This window comes from Prosthecobacter sp., assembly GCF_044226605.1.
Taxonomy (GTDB): domain Bacteria; phylum Verrucomicrobiota; class Verrucomicrobiia; order Verrucomicrobiales; family Verrucomicrobiaceae; genus Prosthecobacter.
Genome location: NZ_JBGAGS010000002.1, coordinates 469,802 through 487,967, shown reverse-complemented (window position 1 = coordinate 487,967; position 18,166 = coordinate 469,802). Strand labels below are relative to the sequence as shown.

Below are 18,166 nucleotides of genomic sequence, written 5' to 3'. Positions count from 1 at the left end.
GCCCGAGCCACGCGTGCATCTCTTCCTTGCTGATTCTGAAACGACGCCGTTCCTCGCAGATGAACTCGGGCGTGCCGCGCCGGGGACAGAGCAGCGGGTGCTCGAAGGTCTTGGCATCGCAGCGGATGTCCCCATAGGCGGGCTGCTGCTCGCCTTCGCACGGCAGACTCTGCCCGGTGCAATGGAGGTCCATGCGGCATCCATCAATGCCTGGGCCGACCGCATCATCGATGCCATCGCCGGAGTTTTTCCGGATGACCAGCCCTGGCGTCTGCATCTCTGGCCGCAGTATGGAGAAGGAAAAGCCGGGCAGTACCGCTGCGAGCTGATCCGTTCCAGCCTCCTTGAGCGCCTGAAGAAACGCCGCAGAAAATTGCTGCGCTCCCTGGTGGATTCGGACGCTGTTTTTGATGCTCAGACCTCCCTGGTTCAGTGCCTGCTGACCTCCCTCGAAACGGGCTGGCTCTCGGCCAGCGCCGCCCCGCAGCCCTATGCACAGCGTACTTTGATTTCGTCCTTCCCACGTGGCGAAGTGCCGCTGGCGGATGACAAAAGCGCTCCCTCCCGCGCTTTCACCAAGCTGGTCGAGTCCGAGCAGCGCCTCGGCCGCCGGATCGAGCGCGGCCAGACTTGCGTGGACCTTGGCGCATCCCCGGGAAGCTGGAGCTATGTGCCCATCCAGCGCGGCGCAAGCGTCATTGCCATCGACCGCTCAGAGCTGCGCGAAGACCTGATGCGCAATCCGCGCCTGCATTTTGAAGTGGCTGATGCCTTCAAATACAAGCCCCCGCACACCGTGGACTGGCTGGTGTGTGATGTCATCGCCGCTCCCCAGCGCAGCATTGATCTTCTGCTCGAATGGCTGCGGGAAAAACGGATGTGCAACTTCATCGTGACCATCAAATTCAAAGGCCACGAAGAATACCCGCTGCTGGACATCCTCAAACGCGAAGCCCCGCCGCTGTGCGCCGAATTTCACCTCGTACGTCTTTGTGCGAACAAGAATGAAGTGTGCGCGTTTGGAGTGGTGTGAATAATTCGAATAGCCAGATCTAGGTCTGCGTCTGACTCCCGCCTGCTGTTTTTTGCCTGCCACAAAATCCATCACTCCCCCCTCTTATCACCGGTAACATGAAGAACATCATCATCTTCGTCCTTGGCGCAATCACCGGCGCTTTCCTGCTGTGGTTTGGATTCAGCAAGCAAGTCGTGACACTCAACAACAGGCTGGTGGAGGTGGATCGATTCTCCGGCAAGGCGAACCGGATTTTTGTCTCCGATTTTGAAGCGGACCAGCTGGAGCGGGCCGAGGCCGGACGGATCGATGCCACGAATGTAAATGTGACCACGAGCACGCGGGTGGAAGCGGCACCGGCAGCACAGGCGCAGGAATGGCGTGAGCTGAGCGAGGCGGAAATGAAGCAGCTGGAGTTCGAATGGAACATCAACCCTCACGTCAATCCCAGCTCCATCCAGTTCAGCTGTCACAATCCATTCGAGCGCCAGGTCAGACTCGAGAAGGTGCGAGTCCACATTCCTGCCAAGGAGGGAAGTGAGGCGGTGACCCGTGACTATTCCATGCAGAGCATGTGCCCGGCTTTGACGGATCTGGAAGGAAGGATTTCATCGATCAACATGCCTTCAGAGCAGTTCTATCAAGTGGTGTCAGGTCCTGCGCCGCAGAGTACATCGTCGGAGGATCCGTTCGGCACGGGAGGCAGCCCGGCGCAGGCGAAAACGCGGAAGCTGACAGGCACGATCACCCTGGTTCGCGCCATGATTCAGAATTGATCCCGCACAGTCGGCTGCAACAAACAGCCTGCACCTACTACAGCAACGCCTCGTGCGCGCGGCCATCCTTGGCCTCGCAATACAGAATGAACGACTGGTTCACCACGGAAAAACCGCCCGGCGTCGGGTAGTCGCCACTGAAATACCAGTCTCCATATTCGGCGCCGAGGGCGGTGTGCAGGTCCGGAATGGTCTGGTAGATGACTTCCACTGTGCCATGCCATGGCGTGTCCTCAGGACTGATCATCTGAGCGACGCGCTCGGAGATTTCCTCGTCAGTAAAGGGGGCGTAGATGGCCTTCACCGCATTGCGCATCTCCTCCTTGGGCTTCTTCATCTCCGCTTTGCAGGCGTGGTACGTCTCCTCCACCACATGCGACATGCCACGGGAGCGCAGCAGGGATATGGCGGCCTGGAAGGCGATAAACTTGCCCAGTTCAGCCATGTCGATGCCGTAGCAGTCCGGGTAGCGGATCTGCGGCGCGGTGGAGCAGACGATGATGCGCTTCGGATTGGTGCGAGCTAGAATCTTCAGCAGGCTCTTCTTCAGCGTGGTGCCACGGACGATGGAGTCGTCGATGACCACGAGGTTGTCCTTCGAGGTCACCACCCCGTAGGTGATGTCATAGCTGCCGGACACCAGTGCATCGCGACCGTTTTCCTGGGCGATGAAGGTGCGCATCTTGATGTCCTTGAGCGCGATTTTCTCCGCGCGCGGCCAGTTGCGCAGCACGAGGTCGTCGAGCTTGGATTCATCAAACTCTCCGCGCTCGAACATGTCCTTGAGGGCATCCTTGACCACGACACGGCGGCTTTTGCGCAGACCGTCCAGGAAGCCGAAGTAGGCGGTCTCGGCTGTATTCGGGATGAAGCTGAGAACGGTGTGCTCGAAGTCGTTGTTGATGGCCTTCACCACCTGCGGCACGAGCTGCTCCCCCAGGGCCTTGCGCTGGTGGTAGATGTGGGCGTCGTTTCCGCGCGAGAAATAGATGCACTCAAAGGAGCAGGGCTTGAATTCACGCGGCTCGGTGAATGGCTTGATCGTCATGCCACCGTCCGCCTTGATCACGGCCACATGCGCCGGCGGAAGTTCGTGAATTTCCTCTTCGGAAACTCCAAAGACGGACATCAAGGCAACACGTTCGGAGGCGATGGTGAAGATCTCATCGTTCTCGTAGTAGTGGCAGGGGCGGATGCCGCTGGGATCGCGCATGGCGAAGAGATCGCCGTTGCCGATGACGCCGACGATGCTGTACCCGCCGTCCCAGCGTTTGGCGGATTCTTTGATCACGGTGGTCACATCCAGCTGCTCGCTGATGTGCTGTGGAATGGCCTCGCCGGACATGCCGGAGTCACGCAGCACGTGGTAAAGCTTGGTGTGTGCTTCATCGAGCTGAAAGCCGATTTCTTCGAGCACGCTCTGGGTGTCTGTGCCGAAAACGGGATGCTGCCCGCGCTTCATCATGACCTCGTTGAGCTCGCGGGTGTTGGTGAGGTTGAAATTCCCCATCACCATCAGGGTGCGCGTGGGCCAGGTGGTGCGGCGCATGTAGGGATGCAGGCAGCCTTTGCCGAAGTCTCCGCTGGTGCCGTAGCGAAGGTGGCCGATGTAAATCTCCCCTGCCATCTCGAACTCCCGCTTGATGGCGTCCGGATCGTCCTCAAAGGAGACGAATTCCTTGCCTTCCTGGTCACGCTCGTCCTTGCGCTGCTTGTCGATGCGGCGGGCGATGCGTTTGAACTCCTTGCGCTCGTCATCGAAGACCTGGGCGATGCGCTCCACGCTCTCCGTGCTGCGCATGCGGAACATGTAGGGCAGGCCGGCGGGCATGCCGAGCTTGCTGCAGCCGATGCCCATGCCATCCTGCCCGCGGTTGCGCTGCTTGGTCATGATGGCCTGCAAAGCATCAAATCCGTAGAGGGCGTTGCCGTATTTTTGATAAAAATATCCCAGCGGCTTTTTCAGCCGCACCACCGCTATGCCGCACTCGTGACTGATTGGGTCGCTCATCGTGAAGAGCACCCATCTTTGCCATGCCGTGGGAGGAGTGCAAGACGTGGAAAAAGTTTCTCATAGGGGTGTCCGCTGGCACCCGCCAAGCGTAAGCCCTACCCCTGCCCCAAAACCAAGCTGTGGAAGAATCCCCAGCAAAGCTTGGCTGCAGGCCTTCCTTCCTCAATGGTCCTGCACTCAACACATTGAGCGCCAGGCTTGTATCAAAGAAGGCAGTCTCGCGTCCTATCGGGCGTGGACCTCACGCAGCCATGCGCCGACACGCATTCAACACTTCTGTTTCGAATGAAACAGGAATCCACGCTGCTCCTCTGGCATGCTCCCTGCAGTCTTCCTTTCATATCCCCATGAATCCTCTTTCTTTTTCCCGTTCCTGCCTGCAAACCATGACCCTGGCGGTCTTGATAGCCGGAAGCGCCGCACACCCCGCCATCCCCGAGATTGGTACGGCACTGCCCACCCCCGCGCCGACGGAGATCCCTCCGCCAACGATTCCCGAGGAACCGATGCCGGGCCTTGTGCTGCGCAAACTGGCCTTTGACCGCGAGTTTGACTCACCCGTCATGCTGGCCTCCCTGCCCGATGCCAGTGGCGAGCAGGTGATCGCCATGCAGCGCGGTGAATTCTGCGCGATACGGCTGGATGGCAGCGGCCAGTGGCGACCATTTCTAGACTTTCGCGCCAAGATGAAAGGTCTTGTGCTTTTCGAAGAGGGCGTGCACGGCATCGCCTTTCATCCGCGCTTTGCGGAGAACCGGCTGTTCTACCTCAGCTACTCGCAGAATGATCCGCGCCGAACCGTGATCAGCGAGATGCGCGCCACCAGTGCCAAAGACTCCACACCCGATGCGCTGCCAGAAACGGAGCGTGTACTCCTGGAGATCCTGCAGCCGCTGGCGGACCACTGGGGCGGCCACATGGCCTTTGGCCCCGATGGCTGCCTCTACATTGCATTGGGTGATGGAGGGCTGCGTGACGACCCCTACCGTCTGGCGCAGAATCCGTGGGTGCTGCATGGCAAAATCCTGCGCATCGATGTGAACGGCCGCAGCGGCTCGCTGCCCTACGCCATCCCGGCGGACAATCCCTTTGCCAAGCAGCAGATGGTACGGCCTGAAATTTTCGCCCTGGGTTTCCGCAATCCATGGGGGCTTTCCTTTGACTCACGTTCCGGCCAGCTCTGGTGCGCGGACGTGGGGCAGGACCTGTGGGAGGAGATCAACCGAGTAGAGAGCGGTGCCAACTACGGATGGAGCGACCGGGACGGCCCGGTCAAAAGCGCCTTTCATGCGCAGTCCTTTTTGCCAAACATGGCCACCACCGATCCTGTGCATGCCTACACCCGCATGCGTGGCGAGGGCATCTGCATTGTCGGCGGCCTGCTCTACCGCGGTCAAAAACTTCCACATCTAGACGGTGCCTTTGTTTTTGCCGACTGGGGCTACGGCACCGTTTGGGCGCTGGGCATCGATCCCGCCAGCGGTCAGCCGGTTCGGCGCAGTGTGCTGTATCGGAAAGATCCGGAGCACAAATTCAACCCCACGCTGGTGACGGCGGACGTGGATGGCGAACCGGTGCTGCTATCACAAGATGGGGCGTTGTATCGTCTGGAGAAGGACGCGGATTAAGCGCAAGACGATGATCATAGCCGCGTTCAAGGCGCACCATGATTCGTCTCCTTGCCCTGCTCCTGCTGCTCGCTCCTGCTGTGCTCGCCCAACAAAAGCCAGATGTGCTTTTCATCGCGGTCGATGATCTGAACGACTGGACGAGCTATCTTGGCGGTCATCCGCAGGCGAAGACGCCCAACATCGACCGCCTGGTGGCCAGGGGCACGGCATTTACCAATTCCCATTGTGCTGCGCCGGCCTGCAATCCTTCGCGCGCGGCGCTGATGAGCGGCCTGCGCCCATGGCAGACGGGGATTTATACCAACAACGATCCGGCCCAGGGTGTGATGAAAGACACGCTGACGCTCAACCGCCACTTCCTCGCCAATGGCTACAATACCCAGGGCGGCGGCAAAATCTACCACGGCTACGGCAGCGAGGGACGCACCGACTCGTGGACGAAATGGGAGGGGCTGTTTCCATCCATCCCAGAGCATGAGGAAAACATGACCGGCCTCAACCGCGGTCACTTTGACTGGGGCCCGGTGAATGCCAAGCCTTCCGACATGGGTGACTATAAAGCCACCGACTGGGCCATTCATCAGCTCAAGACGGCACCAGCGGACAAGCCTCTCTTCCTCGCGCTAGGTTACATCAAGCCTCACCTGCCCTGGTATGTACCGCAGGAATACTACGACCGTTTTCCTCTGGCCGAAATCAAGCTGCCTGTGACGAAGGAGCATGACCTCGACGACATTCCCAAAGCAGGTGTGCGAATGGCCGGCCCTGAAGGCGATCACGCAGCGGTGGTGAAAGCAGATCAGTGGAAAAAGGCGGTTCAGGCCTACCTTGCCACGATTTCATTTCTCGACGACCAGGTCGGCCGCCTGCTTGATGGACTCGATCAAAGCCCGCGCAAGGACAAGACCATCATCGTGTGGTGGACTGACCACGGCTGGAACCTGGGAGAGAAGGAGCACTGGCGGAAATTTGCCCTGTGGGAGGAAACCACGCGTACCTCGATGGCGATCATCGCACCCGGTGTGACGAAGCCAGGAACCACCTGCGCAGCGCCAGTCGATTATGTGAACATGTACCCCACAGTCTGCGAACTCACCGGCCTGCCCGTGCCGGAACATGTGAAAGGAGCGAGCCTCATGCCCCTGCTCAAAGACCCGGCCGCGAAGTGGGATGGCGTGGCCGTCTGCACCCATGGGAAAGGCAACCACGCAGTGCGAGATTCCGACTGGCGCTACATCCGCTACGCCGACGGCAGCGAGGAACTCTACGACCACAGCAAAGATCCCTATGAGTGGACCAATCTCGCCAAAGAGGTGGGCATGAGCGAGATCAAAGCAAGACTCGGCGCGGTCCTGCCCAAAGAAGAAGCCAAGGCCACCAGCGCAGAGAAAAAGAAAGGCGAGGGCAAAGGGAAGAAGAAAAAATCGGAATGATTTTTTAACGCCCCTCTTCCGCCATTTTGAACTGCACACCGTGCTTCCGCGCGGCAGCCGTCCATTGAGCGAGGCTCCAGCCCTGCGGGCCCTGCCTCTTTTGATCCACCTCCAGTGGCAAAAAATGCACGACGAGAACGCCCTTGGCCTTGTCCACGACCTCCAGGTTCAGGTGTTGCTTCCACTCAGAAAAGAGCCCCTCCACCTTGGCCGCGTTTTCGGCGTAATTCATCACCGTTAGCTTTAGCGTCGCGAGGTAGGGCATGCCATGCAGCGGGTAGGCCTCACGCACGGCCTGGGCAATCTGCTGTTCGCTCAGCGCCGAGGGATCAAAGGTCACGTTGGCGTAGTTGTCGAGGACCTGGACCACCGTGGCATCCACCACTCCTTTTGTCTCCGTGATGGAATGCTGCACCATGTACACACAGCTTCCGCACTCGACACCAGAAATGTAAAAGGTCCGTGTGACCGGCTCCGCAGCCGCCAAAGAAGAAAGAAAAGAAAACAGGGCTAAGAACCGGATACGCATGGATATTTTCAAACGAGGCCGCGGATCGGCTCGCCACGTGTCAGGACGTTGAGCAATCCCGGTGGAAGACCATCGGTGATGCGGGCTTCTCCCACATCCACCAGCGTGTGCATGATGGTTGAGATCAAATCAGGAATGGTTATGGGTTCGGAGGCAGGCTCACCACCATTGCGAGCCGACTGCCCGATCACCTGGCCCATCTTCAAACCGCCGCCGTAAATCATGAGCGGCGCCAGACCACCCCAGTGATCCCGGCCGCCTTTCACGTTAACCTTGGGGGAACGGCCCATCTCTCCACAGCAGACGAGCAAAATTTTATCCCGCAGTCCCCGTGACTCGATGTCTTCAATCAAGGCGGAAACCGCATGGTCAAATGGACGCCCCACATACTCCATGCCGGTGCGGCAGGGGGCGTTGTTGTTGTCTGCATGCATGTCCCACACGAAGCTCGTTGTGACGGTGACAAAGCCGCACCCGCGCTCGCATAGACGCCGCGCCATGAGGAGCAGTTTGCCAAGGGTTGCGGCATTGTCGGCGTAATGCTCGTGGTTGTTCCACTGCTTGCTGATGCGGTCTTTCGGCAGCAGTGGAGCGGTATCGTACCGGGCAATGAGGCGAGGGTCTTCCTTGGAAAGATCAAAGGCGTCCGACACACCGCGCCGCAGCACGTCAAAGGCAAGCGTTTGAAATTCCGAGGTTCCGGCGATGGACAGGCTGCTGTCCATGGTCCGCTGCCAATGATCCAGTGAAGAGAGCAGGGACCGACGATCATCCAGCCGCGCCTGTGGCATGCTCAGGGTCATGTCCGCCTGCGCGCCGTTGCCTGCTCCAGGGACAAACGGCTTGTAGGTTGCTCCAAATTCCCCGCTGGAAGTGAAGTCGCCGAATTGCTTGATCACAGGGCCTGCCGTGGCAGCCACCGCCTGCGGAAAGAGCGCCACGTTCGTCGGCATGGCGCTGCTTTTGCGCAGAGGACCGGCGATGCGTGAATACAGCGAGCCAAGATTCGCCTTCATCGTGTCCTTGCCGACGATGGTCTTGATGTCGTGCACCGCGTCTCCCGTCACAAAGGAGCGTACGATGCTGAACTTGTCCGCCAGCCCCGCCAGCCTCTCGAAGGTGCTGCCAAAGGTGACGCCGGGCAGTTTGGTTTTGATCTCACCTGTGACACTGCGGATCTCCGACGGCGCGTCCATCTTCGGGTCGAAGGTTTCGAACTGCGACGGCCCGCCATGCATGAAGAGGAAGATAACCGACTTGTCTTTGAGCAGCGACTTTTTCGACGCCCCGAGAGCCTTGAGCGCCATCAAATCGCTCAGCCCCAGCCCCCCCAGACCCAGTCCGCCAATGCGCAGGAAATCACGCCGCTGCAGGCGGGAGGATCCGTGGCTCTGGTCGGAAAATGTGAGCATGGTGCTGCTAAATACGTCAGCCGGGCGAATCTCCTTCCTGATTGTGCTTGCCACCCCGCACGGGGTTCGGGATGCTCGCGGCCATCATGCGCCTCTCCCCTTTCCTTCTTGCCGCCGCATTGCTGACGCTCAACGCCGCAGCCGACTCCACGGAGTGCCTGCACTGCAACAAGCACTTGCTGCCACAGCCGCTGAAGCTCATTCCCGGACGGAAATATGCGCGCGACAGGCGCGCCGACATCCTGCATGTGAAGCTGAATGTAACGCCGGATTTTGCCAGGCGCACCGTCTCCGGCACGGCGGCGCTGCGTTTCAAGCCCATCGCACTGCCTTTGGAAAAACTCGAGCTGGACGCGGTGGATTTGAAAATAGCGTCCATCACGGCTGAAGGCGCCACCGTGGCGGAACACCAGGTCACGGACGACAAGCTCATCATCACCTTTGCCAAAGCCATCGCAGCCGATACGGAAGCGGCGGTGACGATCACGTATTCCGCGCAGCCCGAGCACGGGCTGTATTTCCGCACGCCGGAAATGGGTTACAAAGCCGGCGACACCCAGGTGTGGAGCCAGGGCGAGGCGGAAGAGCACCGCTTCTGGTTTCCCAGCTACGACTACCCCAATGAGCGCTTCACCAGCGAGGTCATCTGCCATGTGCCCAAGGGCATGCAGGTCGTTTCCAATGGCACGCTGCAAAGCGAAAAGCCCGAGGGGGAAAAGGCCACGGCTTTTCACTGGCTGCAGGACAAGCCGCATGTGAACTACCTCATCGCCATGGCGGCAGGCTATTTTCACAAGCTGGAGGACAAGGCGGGCAGTCTGCCACTCGCCATGCTGGTCCCACCCTCGCATGCCGAACGGGCCGCGAATGCTTTTGCCGACACCCGCAAGATCATCGAGTTTTACCAGAAGGAAATCGGAGTGCCCTTTGCCTGGGACAAGTACTACCAGGTCTACTGCCTCGACTTCATCGCAGGTGGCATGGAGAACACGAGCTGCACGTTTGAAGCAGTGGACATGCTATACAACTCCGACACGGAGCAGCTCCGCTCGCTGCACGAACTCGATGCTCATGAAACCGCGCATCAGTGGTTTGGCGATCTCGTCACCTGCCGTGACTGGTCGCACCTCTGGCTGAACGAGGGTTTCGCCAGCTACTACACGGTTCTCTATGAAGGGGAAAAGCTCGGTGCCGATGCAATGAAGTATGCGATGTGGAAAGAGGCGCAGCAGGTCTTCATGGCAAACGACACCCGCCCCATCGTCTGGAAAGACTACGGCGACCCCATGCAGCAGTTTGACTCACGTGCCTACCCAAAAGGCGCCTGGGTGCTGCACATGCTGCGCAGCCAGCTGGGCGCGGACCTCTATCGCAAGTGCATCAAAACCTATCTGGAGCGGCACCGCAGCAGCATCGTGCGCACGGAAGATCTGCAGGACATCATTGAAGAAGTCAGCGGTCTGTCGTTTGACCAGTTTTTTGACCAGTGGCTCTTTCATGGCGGCGTGCCGGAACTGAAAATCGATTATGCCTGGGACGCCGCTTCGAAGCAGGCCAGGATCAGCGTAAGGCAGACACAAAAACTCAGCGAGCAAGTGCGCCTCTTCCGCCTGCCTCTGCCACTAGGCTTTACCGTCCCGGGACAAAAGGAGCCGCTGCGCTTCACCGCAGACGTCCGCAAGGAAGCCGAGGACTTTTACTTTCACCTGCCCGCACAGCCAGAGCTGGTGCGCGTTGATCCTGATTACACTGTATTGGCAAAGATCGCGTTCAATCCACCGGGTCCGATGCTCGAAAAGCAGCTGCAGTCCGATGTGATTGGACGCCTGCTGGCCATCAGCACACTCGATGACAAGCACATCGACCAGCTGGGCAAAGCCCTGCGTGAAGACAACTTTTATGCCGTGCGTGCCGAAGCGGCAAAAGCACTCGCAAAGATCCCCGAACCCAAGGCACGTGCGGCGCTGATCGCCGGCAGCAGCAACCAGCCAGATGCCCGCACGCGCAGAACGATCGTGCAGTCTCTCGCCGCGCTGAACACGCCTGAATCAAAGGAAACCTTGTGGAAAATGGCCCAGAGCGAGAAAAACCCCGACATCCTGGCCAGCATCATCGAAACCTGGGGCGCACGGCCCGGCGAGCCTGAAGTCTCCAAAGCGCTGCGCAACTATCTGGCGGGCACCAGTTTCAACCACAGCATCCAGCTTGCCGCCATCCGGGCGCTGCGCGCGCAGGATGACGAGTCCGCCATTCCCGAAGTGCTTGCCCGTTTGCCAGCCCTTAACGATCTGCGTGGTCGGGACGCCGGTGCCGCCTTTGATGCCGTGGCTTTCCTCGCCCGTCGTCCCACAAATGGGCAACGCGATGGAGTGCGTGAATTTCTCAGCTCCAAGCTCAGCGATCCGCGCCATGACTGGCGCCTCGCCAGCACCAAGGCGCTCGGTACACTGCGAGATCCCAAGGCGCTCGCCGTGCTGGAGCCGATGCTCCGCAGCAGCAATGACCGCATTGATCCCGTCCGCGAGGCAGCCGCAAAGTCTGTGCAGGACATCCGTGCGGACCTGGAAAGCCCCGCTGATTTGAAGAAACTCTGGGACCGCGTGCAGCAGCTGCAAAAGCAGTCTGAGGATCAGCAACGGGAGCTGGACACGCTCAAGAAGAAGTCACAGGCGGCGGCCGCCCCAGAGAAGAAGGCAGGCAAGTAACCGATCCAACATGCGTTTTCCCCGCCTTCAAACCATCGCCACCAGCGTCGTCAAAGACACGATGCTGGCCCTGCCAGCCGACATTCGCAATGAAGCCGCCGACTGCCGCATCGAGTTCGCCGAAATGGACGCTCTGATCGACATCGATGAAGACCTCGATCCCGACCTGCTGGGACTGTTTGAGGGCAATGCGCGCTGCGATCCGCTGCCGGAAACCCCCGACGAAATGCCGCGAATCCGCCTGTTTCTGGACAACTTGTGGGATGACTGCGCCGGCGATCTGGCCACCTATCGGCACGAGGTCCGCATCACGTTTCTCCATGAACTAGGCCACTACCTCGGACTGGATGAGGACGAAGTCGCGGCGCTAGGACTGGCGTAGGCTCAATCAGGCAGGGGGGTTGCCTTCGATGACGTGCGTTCCAGCGATCAAATCATGGATGCAGCGGCGATCGGCTTGGAAGATGAAGCAGATGTCCACCAGCCCATAAATGGGACCCAGGCAAGGAACGGCGCCGATAAGGGCATTGACCAGCCCCCGCAGCAGGAAAGCCTTCACGAAGCCCGGCTTTTCAGCGCCTGGAAAGGTGGCGATGCGAATGCCGAGCGCTCGTTTGCCAGGAGTCTGGCCTCGGGTGGTGAGCATGATGATGTTGATGACAAGCAGAGCGAGAAGGCCGAGCAGCATGCAGCCCCCGGCGATCATGGCGGTGGTGTTTAGTTCGGGCTGCCGTCCGTTATCAGGCGACACCGACATCAAGAAAACCACATAGGGAACACCGAAAAGGACGGCGCCAAGAAGGCCGTCCAACAACGCTGCACCGAGTCGTTTTCCCAAGTCGGCAACCTGCACGTTTGCCGCGAGAGCGGGATTTTGCAGATTCGCGCTGGGGGCCGCATAGGGATTGAACACGCCGGAGTTGTAGGCTGACGTGGTGGCAACCGCCGAAACTGCGAAACGAGTATTGAGCGCCTGCCAGTCTCCCATGCCCTCCGTCCAAAATAAATCATCGGGCATGAACTGTCCGGTGGTGAGACCCGATTGAATGGCTTGCTCGGAGAAAACGCCGAGCTGCTGACCGTTGCGTGCGATATGATAGGAGGACATAAATCGTTTAAAAGCTAAACCTTGATGACATGCGTACCGCCAATTTTGTCATGGATGCAACGCCGGTCTTGATTGAAGATAAACAAAGCATCTACAAGGCCATAAAACGGAACAATACCGAGCAGCCCCCGGCCAATCAGACTCCGCAGAAATACGATCCGCATAAATCCCGCCTTCACGGAGTCGTCCATTTCAGCAATGCGAATGCCCAGGATCTTTTTACCGATCGTCTGCCCTTCGGTGGCGATCAGTATCAAATTGGCGATGCAGAGAATGACGAACAGGCCACCTGAGACAATAACCTGGAGGTCGTCACCGCCCATTTTCATTTCGTCCATCACAACGGCAGGCACGAAGCACACTACCAACGCCACGTAATCCAAAATCATCGCAACAAACCGTGTCCCAGGAGAAGCTAATTCCACCAAAGGACGGAGAGCAGCCTGACGCGGGCCGCCAGCAAGACTGCTGGGCGGTGCGGCATAGGGATTGAACACTGGTTCCGCCGAGGGCTGGGGCAGTGGCTGCATGGCAGTCTTGACCGGTTGTTGAAACAGGGACGCCAGCCCCTGCCACTCGCCCATTCCTTCCCGCCAGCACCAGTCACCAGCCTGGAAGTAGCCAGTTTGCAACCCCTCGTGAATTTGAGATTCAGTGAATTCTCCCAATGTCTGGCCGTCGCGTGCAACTTGATAAAGATTCATAGAGACATTCACATCCTTCTCACGATTTTCCCTCAAATTGTCTAGCAAAGAATAAAACCCGTCCATTCTTTTTTACTAACCCATCTTCCGCCGCCCGTGCAGGGCTTGGTAGAGCGTCAGCTCGTCCACGTGGTCGAGTCCACCGCCCGCCGGCATGCCTTGGGCCAGTCTGGTCACCGCCACTCCGGCCGGACGCAGCAGATCAGCAATGTAACTGGCAGTGGCCTCCCCTTCGACATCCGAGCCAAGAGCGATGATGACTTCTTCAGTGCGCAGATCGCGCACACGCTCGACCAGCGACTCCATGCGCAGGTCTTCCGGGGTCACATTATCGAGGGGTGAGAGGCGGCCGCCGAGGACGTGGTACAATCCCTGAAACGCACCGGAGCGCTCCATGCGGAGCACATCCGCAGCCTGCTCCACCACGCACAGCAGCTGCTGCTGGCGGCGCGGGTCATGGCAGAGCAGACAGTCACTGCCGCTTTCAATGAAGAAGCCGCAATCGGCACAGGGCAGGATGCGTTCTTTGGCCTCAAGAAGCGTGTTGGACAGCGCCGAGATCCGCTCGTCCCGCATCTGCAGCAGCCAGATCATGAGACGCTCCGCGCTGCGCGGCCCCAGGCCGGGCAGCGATTTAAGCTGCGCGATGAGGCGCTGGATGGCAGGTGGGTAGTCGATGCGCACAGTAAAGAGAACTCAGGTGGCGGCGAGTTTGCGCGAATGCTTGGGTGTGTCTTTGCCAGCGGCTGACGGTCCTTTAAGCGCCTGCTCGACTCGTCCGATGAAATATTTCAGGGGGGCATCCTCACGCTCCACGATGACCGCGTTCCTAAAGCTTTCCAGCGCCTGCTTGAGCTCCCCCTTGCGATACTGGACGACGCCCTGCCAGAAGGCATCACGTGCACGGATCTCCGCTTCAGGAAGAGAGCCTTTTTCAGCAAGGAGTTCGTAAACCTCACTCATCTGGCTGGAACCGGCGGCGCTGACCATCTCCATTGGCCGCACCTCGGCATTGTCTTTCACCAGCGAATAGGTCCTGGCGCCCAGCAGCACCTTGCTGCCATATTCGGAGTTCAAAACACATAGCTGAGAAGCAAAATCGATCACGTCTCCCACGGCGCTGAAGCTTTCGAAGTGGCTGATGCCGAACAATCCGCAGACTGCGGAGCCCGTGCTGAGCGCCACTCCCATCTGCGGCTTTTTGCCAAAGCGCTGCTCGATCTCACGTGCCAGAGTGGCAAGGTGGGTGCGCAGAACGGCGGCCACCTGAACCGCGTGCAAGGCGTGATTCTCGTCTGTGAGCGGGAACCCGAAAAACACACGCACCTGGCGGGCATTGCAGTCATCGAGATACGCGCCGCGGCTGATGAGAAACTCCGTCATGCTGCGCTGAAAATGCGTGGCAAGCTCTTCGAACTGGCGCGCCTCAATGCCACTGGAAACTTCCACATGGTTGAGGAGCCGGCAGGTCAGCACCGTGATCTCGCGGCGTTCGGTCATCTTTGCCGGATCGTTTTGATCGGCGAGATCTTCAAACTGGCGGGAGGAGAGCCTGCCGACAAAGTAGTCGCGCATGACATGACAGCGATAGGAATTGACCGAGCCGCCCACCGCCATGCCGGCGATGCCGGCAAACCACATCGCCAGCACGCCGGAGATCGGCTCAAACAAAATGCCGTTCATGGCCATGATGCAGGCAAAGGAAGTGGTGAGGAAGGTGCCGCCGAGCAGGAAGGCGATACGCCGCCACTGGGAGGTCATCTCGATGCATATCCAGGCGCTGATGAATGCCATGACTGTGTAATAGGCATACTGCAGAAGGATGACCTGCTTCAGGCCTCCCGCAGGCAGAATGAATCCGCGCGAAAACAGCACCGCGAACCATTCAGCGGTGCTTTTAAACCAGCCAAAATGGTACATGGCCAGCATGGGTATGCAGACGAGCACGCCAATAAACATGGCGGCGGCGTGATTACGATTCATGGGAAGGAGTATCGGGTGTGAGGTCGATGATTGGGGAGGCAGGCGCCGCCGGGTGGCTGCGGCACGCATTCACCACGAGTTCGCTGACGAACCTGTCGGGATGGGCGACTGCGTCGGCGGTGATGGTAAAGCGCGTCTCTCCGGTGCTCCGGGTCACGAGCTTGAGACCAAAGGGATAGTCTTTGAAGAGCTTTGCGCAGAGGGCTTCCACATGCATGCCCTCCCGCTGCGCCCTGGCGGCCACTGCTGCTATGGCATCGCTGTCGAACTCCAGCGTAAAGCCGTTCTCCCGCTGAAAACGCTCAGCAAAGGCACGCACTTCGCCTGCATGGGCGGCACCGCGTTCTCTAAACTGGCTGGCCGCTTCGGCACGGCAGCGGACGAGCGTCAGCTCGGGATTTGTGACGAGTGCGGCGTCGATCAGCAGTTCGGGAAGCTCCAGGCTGGGCATTTCAAATTTGAAATCGCGCAACACCCGTTCCCAGGCCGTGACCAGGCCGCGTGCGCCAGTCTTTTCTTCTTCCGCACGATGGGCGATCTCACGCAGGGCATCGTCTTGAAAGACGGCCTTGACCCCATAGGCGGCGAACTCGCGCTCATACTGGCGGATGAGGCTGCCCTCGGAGTTTTTCATGATCTGAAACATGTCATCCGCACTCAGCGGATCACACACCACACGCACCGGCAGGCGGCCGATAAACTCCGCTTCGAAACCGTAGTCGATGAAATCCTTGGTGCGCGCCTCGCGGAAGAGGTATTCGGCAGGGCTTTCTTTCGTGTCTGCGGAAACAAAGCCGATGGATTTCCGATTGGTGCGCTTTTCGATGATCTTTTCCAATCCGCCAAAGGCGCCGCTGACAATGAAGAGGATGTTGCGCGTGTTCACCACCTCGCGGCCGGTGCGTCCCTTGCGGGTGTCAAACATCATCTGCATCTGGCTGCGGATGTCATTCGGCGCATAAAGGGCCACTTCGGTTTCCTCCATCAGCTTGAGCAGGGTGGTCTGCACCCCGCGACCGCTGACATCACGCCCAATTCGCTCAGGTCCGCTGCTGAGCTTGTCGATTTCATCCAGATAGATGATGCCATGCTCGGCCAGCTCGATGTCGCCGTTGGCCTTCGCCACGAGATCGCGCACCAGATCATCCACATCCGCGCCGACATACCCGGTTTCGCTGAACTTGGTCGCGTCGGCCTTCACAAACGGCACGCCAATCAAATCGGCGATGTGTTTGACGAGGTAGGTTTTTCCGACGCCGGTGGGGCCGATGATGATGACATTCTGCTTGGAAAATTCGAGCCGGGGACCGCCGGAGTCGGAGGCACGGTCATCACGCAGCATCCTGGCGTGGTGGTAGTGATCGCACACAGCGGTGGCGAGCACTTTTTTGGCCTCGTCCTGGCGGATCACGAAACGGTCCAGGTGAGCCTTGATGTCCGCAGGGCGGTAGTTGAACTCAAAGACGCGGCCGTTGTCAGGCCTCGCGTCCTGAACGGGTTTTTCCTCCCCGTCTGGAATGGGTCGGCCGCCCGGGCCTTCGACTCGGGTGAAGAGAACCTGGCCACCCAGGGTGTTTTTGATGAAGTCCTCCAGTTTGCGCGTGATTTCTTCCGGACTTCCGGGCGCTTTGGTTTTCTCGTGCTCTGGGGATTCAGGCGTGGGGTCGCTCATGGGGGAGCACCGAATGTGCGCCAGCCGAAGCCCGCTGACAAGCGGCACGATGGATGCTGTGATGCGACAAGAAATGCTTTTTTTCCGGGTTGCACGCCCCCCATGACATCCCATACTCCGCCCCCCGCAATTATGTCAGCACCCGTCAAAGTCGCCGTCGTTGGAGCCAGTGGATATTCTGGAGCTGAACTGCTGCGCCTGCTGCTCAGGCACCCCAATGTGGAACTGGTGGCGGTGACCTCGCGGTCGCTGGCGGGCAAGGCCCTGTCTAAAGAATTCCCGCGGTTCCGCGGAGTGGGCGTGGCGGACCAGCTGAGCTTCACCGTGCCTGACGCCGCCGCCTTGAAAGCCGCCGGCGCCGAGATCGCCTTTCTGGCCGTGCCGCATGGAGTCGCTGCTGAATATGCCAGGCCGCTGCTGGAACTAGGCCTCAAGGTAATCGACCTCAGCGCCGACTTCCGCCTGCGCAGCCCTGCACTTTATGAGGAGTTTTACGGCCATGCGCACCCGGCGCCTGAGCTGCTGGATGAAGCCGTCTACGCCCTGCCGGAAATACGCGCAGAGCAGATCAAGGGCGCACGCCTCATCGCCTGCCCTGGCTGCTACCCCACGAGCATTTTGCTTCCCCTCATCCCCTTGCTGAAGGCAGGGCTGCTGGCGGAGGCGCCTCTCGCCGTGGCCAGCATGAGCGGCGCCAGCGGTGCCGGCCGGAAAGAGAGCATTCCCCTGCTCTTCTGCGAGGTGCAGAACAGCGTGCGCAGCTACAGCGTTCCCCTGCACCGGCACCTCAGCGAGATCGGCCAGGAACTCGCCCTTGCCGCTGGCCGCGAGGTGAAGCTTTCGTTCGTCCCGCACCTGATGCCGACCCATTCGGGCATCTGCACCACGACTTTCGCGCAGCTTCAGCCGGGGGTGAAGATCGAACAAATCACCGCCGCTTTGCATTCGGCCTACGATTTCGCCCCCTTCGTTCGTTTGCTGGGGGTGAACCAGTCTCCCGACACCAAAAACGTCACCGGCACCAATTTCGTGGACATCGGCTGGTCCTATGATGCCCGGGCCGGACAGCTCATCCTGATGAGCACCGAAGACAATATCGGCAAAGGCGCCTCTGGCCAGGCGGTGCAAAACATGAACCTCATCTGCGGTTTCGAGGCCACCGCAGGCCTGCTGTACGTCTAATT

Annotated in this window: 15 protein-coding genes; 7 read left to right on the top strand and 8 right to left on the bottom strand. The window is 59.5% G+C overall.

Going from position 1 to position 18,166, the window contains the following annotated elements:
• Positions 1 to 13 precede the first annotated feature (13 nt).
• Both ACILSO_RS04030 and ACILSO_RS04025 read left to right on the top strand, forming a co-directional pair.
• Positions 14 to 1,033 (top strand): SAM-dependent methyltransferase, encoded by a 1,020-nt coding sequence (locus ACILSO_RS04030; RefSeq protein ID WP_395736081.1) that lies wholly within the window; start codon positions 14 to 16, stop codon positions 1,031 to 1,033.
• A gap of 98 nt (positions 1,034 to 1,131) precedes the next feature.
• The gene (locus ACILSO_RS04025; RefSeq protein WP_395736080.1) at positions 1,132 to 1,791 is read left to right on the top strand and encodes a hypothetical protein; all 660 of its coding nucleotides are present in this window, start codon (positions 1,132 to 1,134) and stop codon (positions 1,789 to 1,791) included.
• Between the two features lie 37 nt (positions 1,792 to 1,828).
• Here ACILSO_RS04025 and ACILSO_RS04020 read toward each other — a convergent pair whose 3' ends face one another.
• Complete coding sequence (locus tag ACILSO_RS04020; protein WP_395736079.1) at positions 1,829 to 3,802, bottom strand: amidophosphoribosyltransferase; 1,974 nt, start codon at positions 3,800 to 3,802, stop codon at positions 1,829 to 1,831.
• 350 nt (positions 3,803 to 4,152) lie between these two features.
• Here ACILSO_RS04020 and ACILSO_RS04015 point away from each other — a divergent pair, with 350 nt between their 5' ends.
• Entirely contained in the window at positions 4,153 to 5,433 is a 1,281-nt protein-coding gene (locus tag ACILSO_RS04015; protein ID WP_395736078.1) for a PQQ-dependent sugar dehydrogenase, read from the top strand.
• 38 nt (positions 5,434 to 5,471) lie between these two features.
• Positions 5,472 to 6,869 carry a sulfatase gene (locus tag ACILSO_RS04010; RefSeq protein ID WP_395736077.1) on the top strand — a complete coding sequence of 466 codons (1,398 nt, stop codon included), beginning with the start codon at positions 5,472 to 5,474 and terminating at the stop codon, positions 6,867 to 6,869.
• A gap of 4 nt (positions 6,870 to 6,873) precedes the next feature.
• On the opposite strand, the gene ACILSO_RS04005 is transcribed toward ACILSO_RS04010, so the two are convergent.
• Positions 6,874 to 7,398, bottom strand: a complete 525-nt coding sequence (locus ACILSO_RS04005; protein WP_395736076.1) for a heavy-metal-associated domain-containing protein — start codon at positions 7,396 to 7,398, stop codon at positions 6,874 to 6,876.
• Positions 7,399 to 7,406: 8 nt separating this feature from the next.
• Positions 7,407 to 8,810 carry a DUF1501 domain-containing protein gene (locus ACILSO_RS04000; protein ID WP_395736075.1) on the bottom strand — a complete coding sequence of 468 codons (1,404 nt, stop codon included), beginning with the start codon at positions 8,808 to 8,810 and terminating at the stop codon, positions 7,407 to 7,409.
• Between the two features lie 86 nt (positions 8,811 to 8,896).
• Here ACILSO_RS04000 and ACILSO_RS03995 point away from each other — a divergent pair, with 86 nt between their 5' ends.
• Both ACILSO_RS03995 and ACILSO_RS03990 read left to right on the top strand, forming a co-directional pair.
• Positions 8,897 to 11,515, top strand: a complete 2,619-nt coding sequence (locus tag ACILSO_RS03995) for a M1 family aminopeptidase (protein ID WP_395736074.1) — start codon at positions 8,897 to 8,899, stop codon at positions 11,513 to 11,515.
• A 10-nt stretch (positions 11,516 to 11,525) separates the two neighbouring features.
• On the top strand, positions 11,526 to 11,897 hold the full coding sequence (locus ACILSO_RS03990; protein WP_395736073.1) for a metallopeptidase family protein: 372 nt from the start codon (positions 11,526 to 11,528) through the stop codon (positions 11,895 to 11,897).
• A 6-nt stretch (positions 11,898 to 11,903) separates the two neighbouring features.
• Here the strand turns inward: ACILSO_RS03990 and ACILSO_RS03985 are convergent, their stop codons facing one another.
• The 5 genes from ACILSO_RS03985 to ACILSO_RS03965 all read right to left on the bottom strand — a co-directional run bounded on the left by ACILSO_RS03985 (position 11,904) and on the right by ACILSO_RS03965 (position 16,982).
• The gene (locus ACILSO_RS03985; RefSeq protein ID WP_395736072.1) at positions 11,904 to 12,623 is read right to left on the bottom strand and encodes an RDD family protein; all 720 of its coding nucleotides are present in this window, start codon (positions 12,621 to 12,623) and stop codon (positions 11,904 to 11,906) included.
• Positions 12,624 to 12,637: 14 nt separating this feature from the next.
• Entirely contained in the window at positions 12,638 to 13,327 is a 690-nt protein-coding gene (locus tag ACILSO_RS03980) for an RDD family protein (RefSeq protein WP_395736071.1), read from the bottom strand.
• A gap of 75 nt (positions 13,328 to 13,402) precedes the next feature.
• Entirely contained in the window at positions 13,403 to 14,011 is a 609-nt protein-coding gene (recR, locus tag ACILSO_RS03975) for a recombination mediator RecR (RefSeq protein ID WP_395736070.1), read from the bottom strand.
• Between the two features lie 12 nt (positions 14,012 to 14,023).
• Positions 14,024 to 15,310 carry an adenylate/guanylate cyclase domain-containing protein gene (locus tag ACILSO_RS03970; RefSeq protein ID WP_395736069.1) on the bottom strand — a complete coding sequence of 429 codons (1,287 nt, stop codon included), beginning with the start codon at positions 15,308 to 15,310 and terminating at the stop codon, positions 14,024 to 14,026.
• Complete coding sequence (locus ACILSO_RS03965; RefSeq protein WP_395736068.1) at positions 15,300 to 16,982, bottom strand: AAA family ATPase; 1,683 nt, start codon at positions 16,980 to 16,982, stop codon at positions 15,300 to 15,302. Before ACILSO_RS03965 ends, ACILSO_RS03970 begins: the two co-directional genes overlap by 11 nt.
• A gap of 132 nt (positions 16,983 to 17,114) precedes the next feature.
• Between ACILSO_RS03965 and argC the strand changes: the two genes are divergently transcribed.
• On the top strand, positions 17,115 to 18,164 hold the full coding sequence (gene argC / locus ACILSO_RS03960) for an N-acetyl-gamma-glutamyl-phosphate reductase (RefSeq protein WP_395736067.1): 1,050 nt from the start codon (positions 17,115 to 17,117) through the stop codon (positions 18,162 to 18,164).
• Positions 18,165 to 18,166 lie beyond the last annotated feature (2 nt).

Bases quoted from the DNA above. Each gene is read 5' to 3' on its own strand.
- ACILSO_RS04025 (WP_395736080.1), top strand. From the start codon at position 1,132: ATGAAGAACATCATCATCTTCGTCCTTGGCGCAATCACCGGCGCTTTC.
- ACILSO_RS04020 (WP_395736079.1), bottom strand. From the start codon at position 3,802: ATGAGCGACCCAATCAGTCACGAGTGCGGCATAGCGGTGGTGCGGCTG.
- ACILSO_RS04015 (WP_395736078.1), top strand. From the start codon at position 4,153: ATGAATCCTCTTTCTTTTTCCCGTTCCTGCCTGCAAACCATGACCCTG.
- ACILSO_RS04010 (WP_395736077.1), top strand. From the start codon at position 5,472: ATGATTCGTCTCCTTGCCCTGCTCCTGCTGCTCGCTCCTGCTGTGCTC.
- ACILSO_RS04005 (WP_395736076.1), bottom strand. From the start codon at position 7,398: ATGCGTATCCGGTTCTTAGCCCTGTTTTCTTTTCTTTCTTCTTTGGCG.
- ACILSO_RS04000 (WP_395736075.1), bottom strand. From the start codon at position 8,810: ATGCTCACATTTTCCGACCAGAGCCACGGATCCTCCCGCCTGCAGCGG.
- ACILSO_RS03995 (WP_395736074.1), top strand. From the start codon at position 8,897: ATGCGCCTCTCCCCTTTCCTTCTTGCCGCCGCATTGCTGACGCTCAAC.
- ACILSO_RS03990 (WP_395736073.1), top strand. From the start codon at position 11,526: ATGCGTTTTCCCCGCCTTCAAACCATCGCCACCAGCGTCGTCAAAGAC.
- ACILSO_RS03985 (WP_395736072.1), bottom strand. From the start codon at position 12,623: ATGTCCTCCTATCATATCGCACGCAACGGTCAGCAGCTCGGCGTTTTC.
- ACILSO_RS03980 (WP_395736071.1), bottom strand. From the start codon at position 13,327: ATGAATCTTTATCAAGTTGCACGCGACGGCCAGACATTGGGAGAATTC.
- ACILSO_RS03970 (WP_395736069.1), bottom strand. From the start codon at position 15,310: ATGAATCGTAATCACGCCGCCGCCATGTTTATTGGCGTGCTCGTCTGC.
- ACILSO_RS03965 (WP_395736068.1), bottom strand. From the start codon at position 16,982: ATGAGCGACCCCACGCCTGAATCCCCAGAGCACGAGAAAACCAAAGCG.
- argC (WP_395736067.1), top strand. From the start codon at position 17,115: ATGTCAGCACCCGTCAAAGTCGCCGTCGTTGGAGCCAGTGGATATTCT.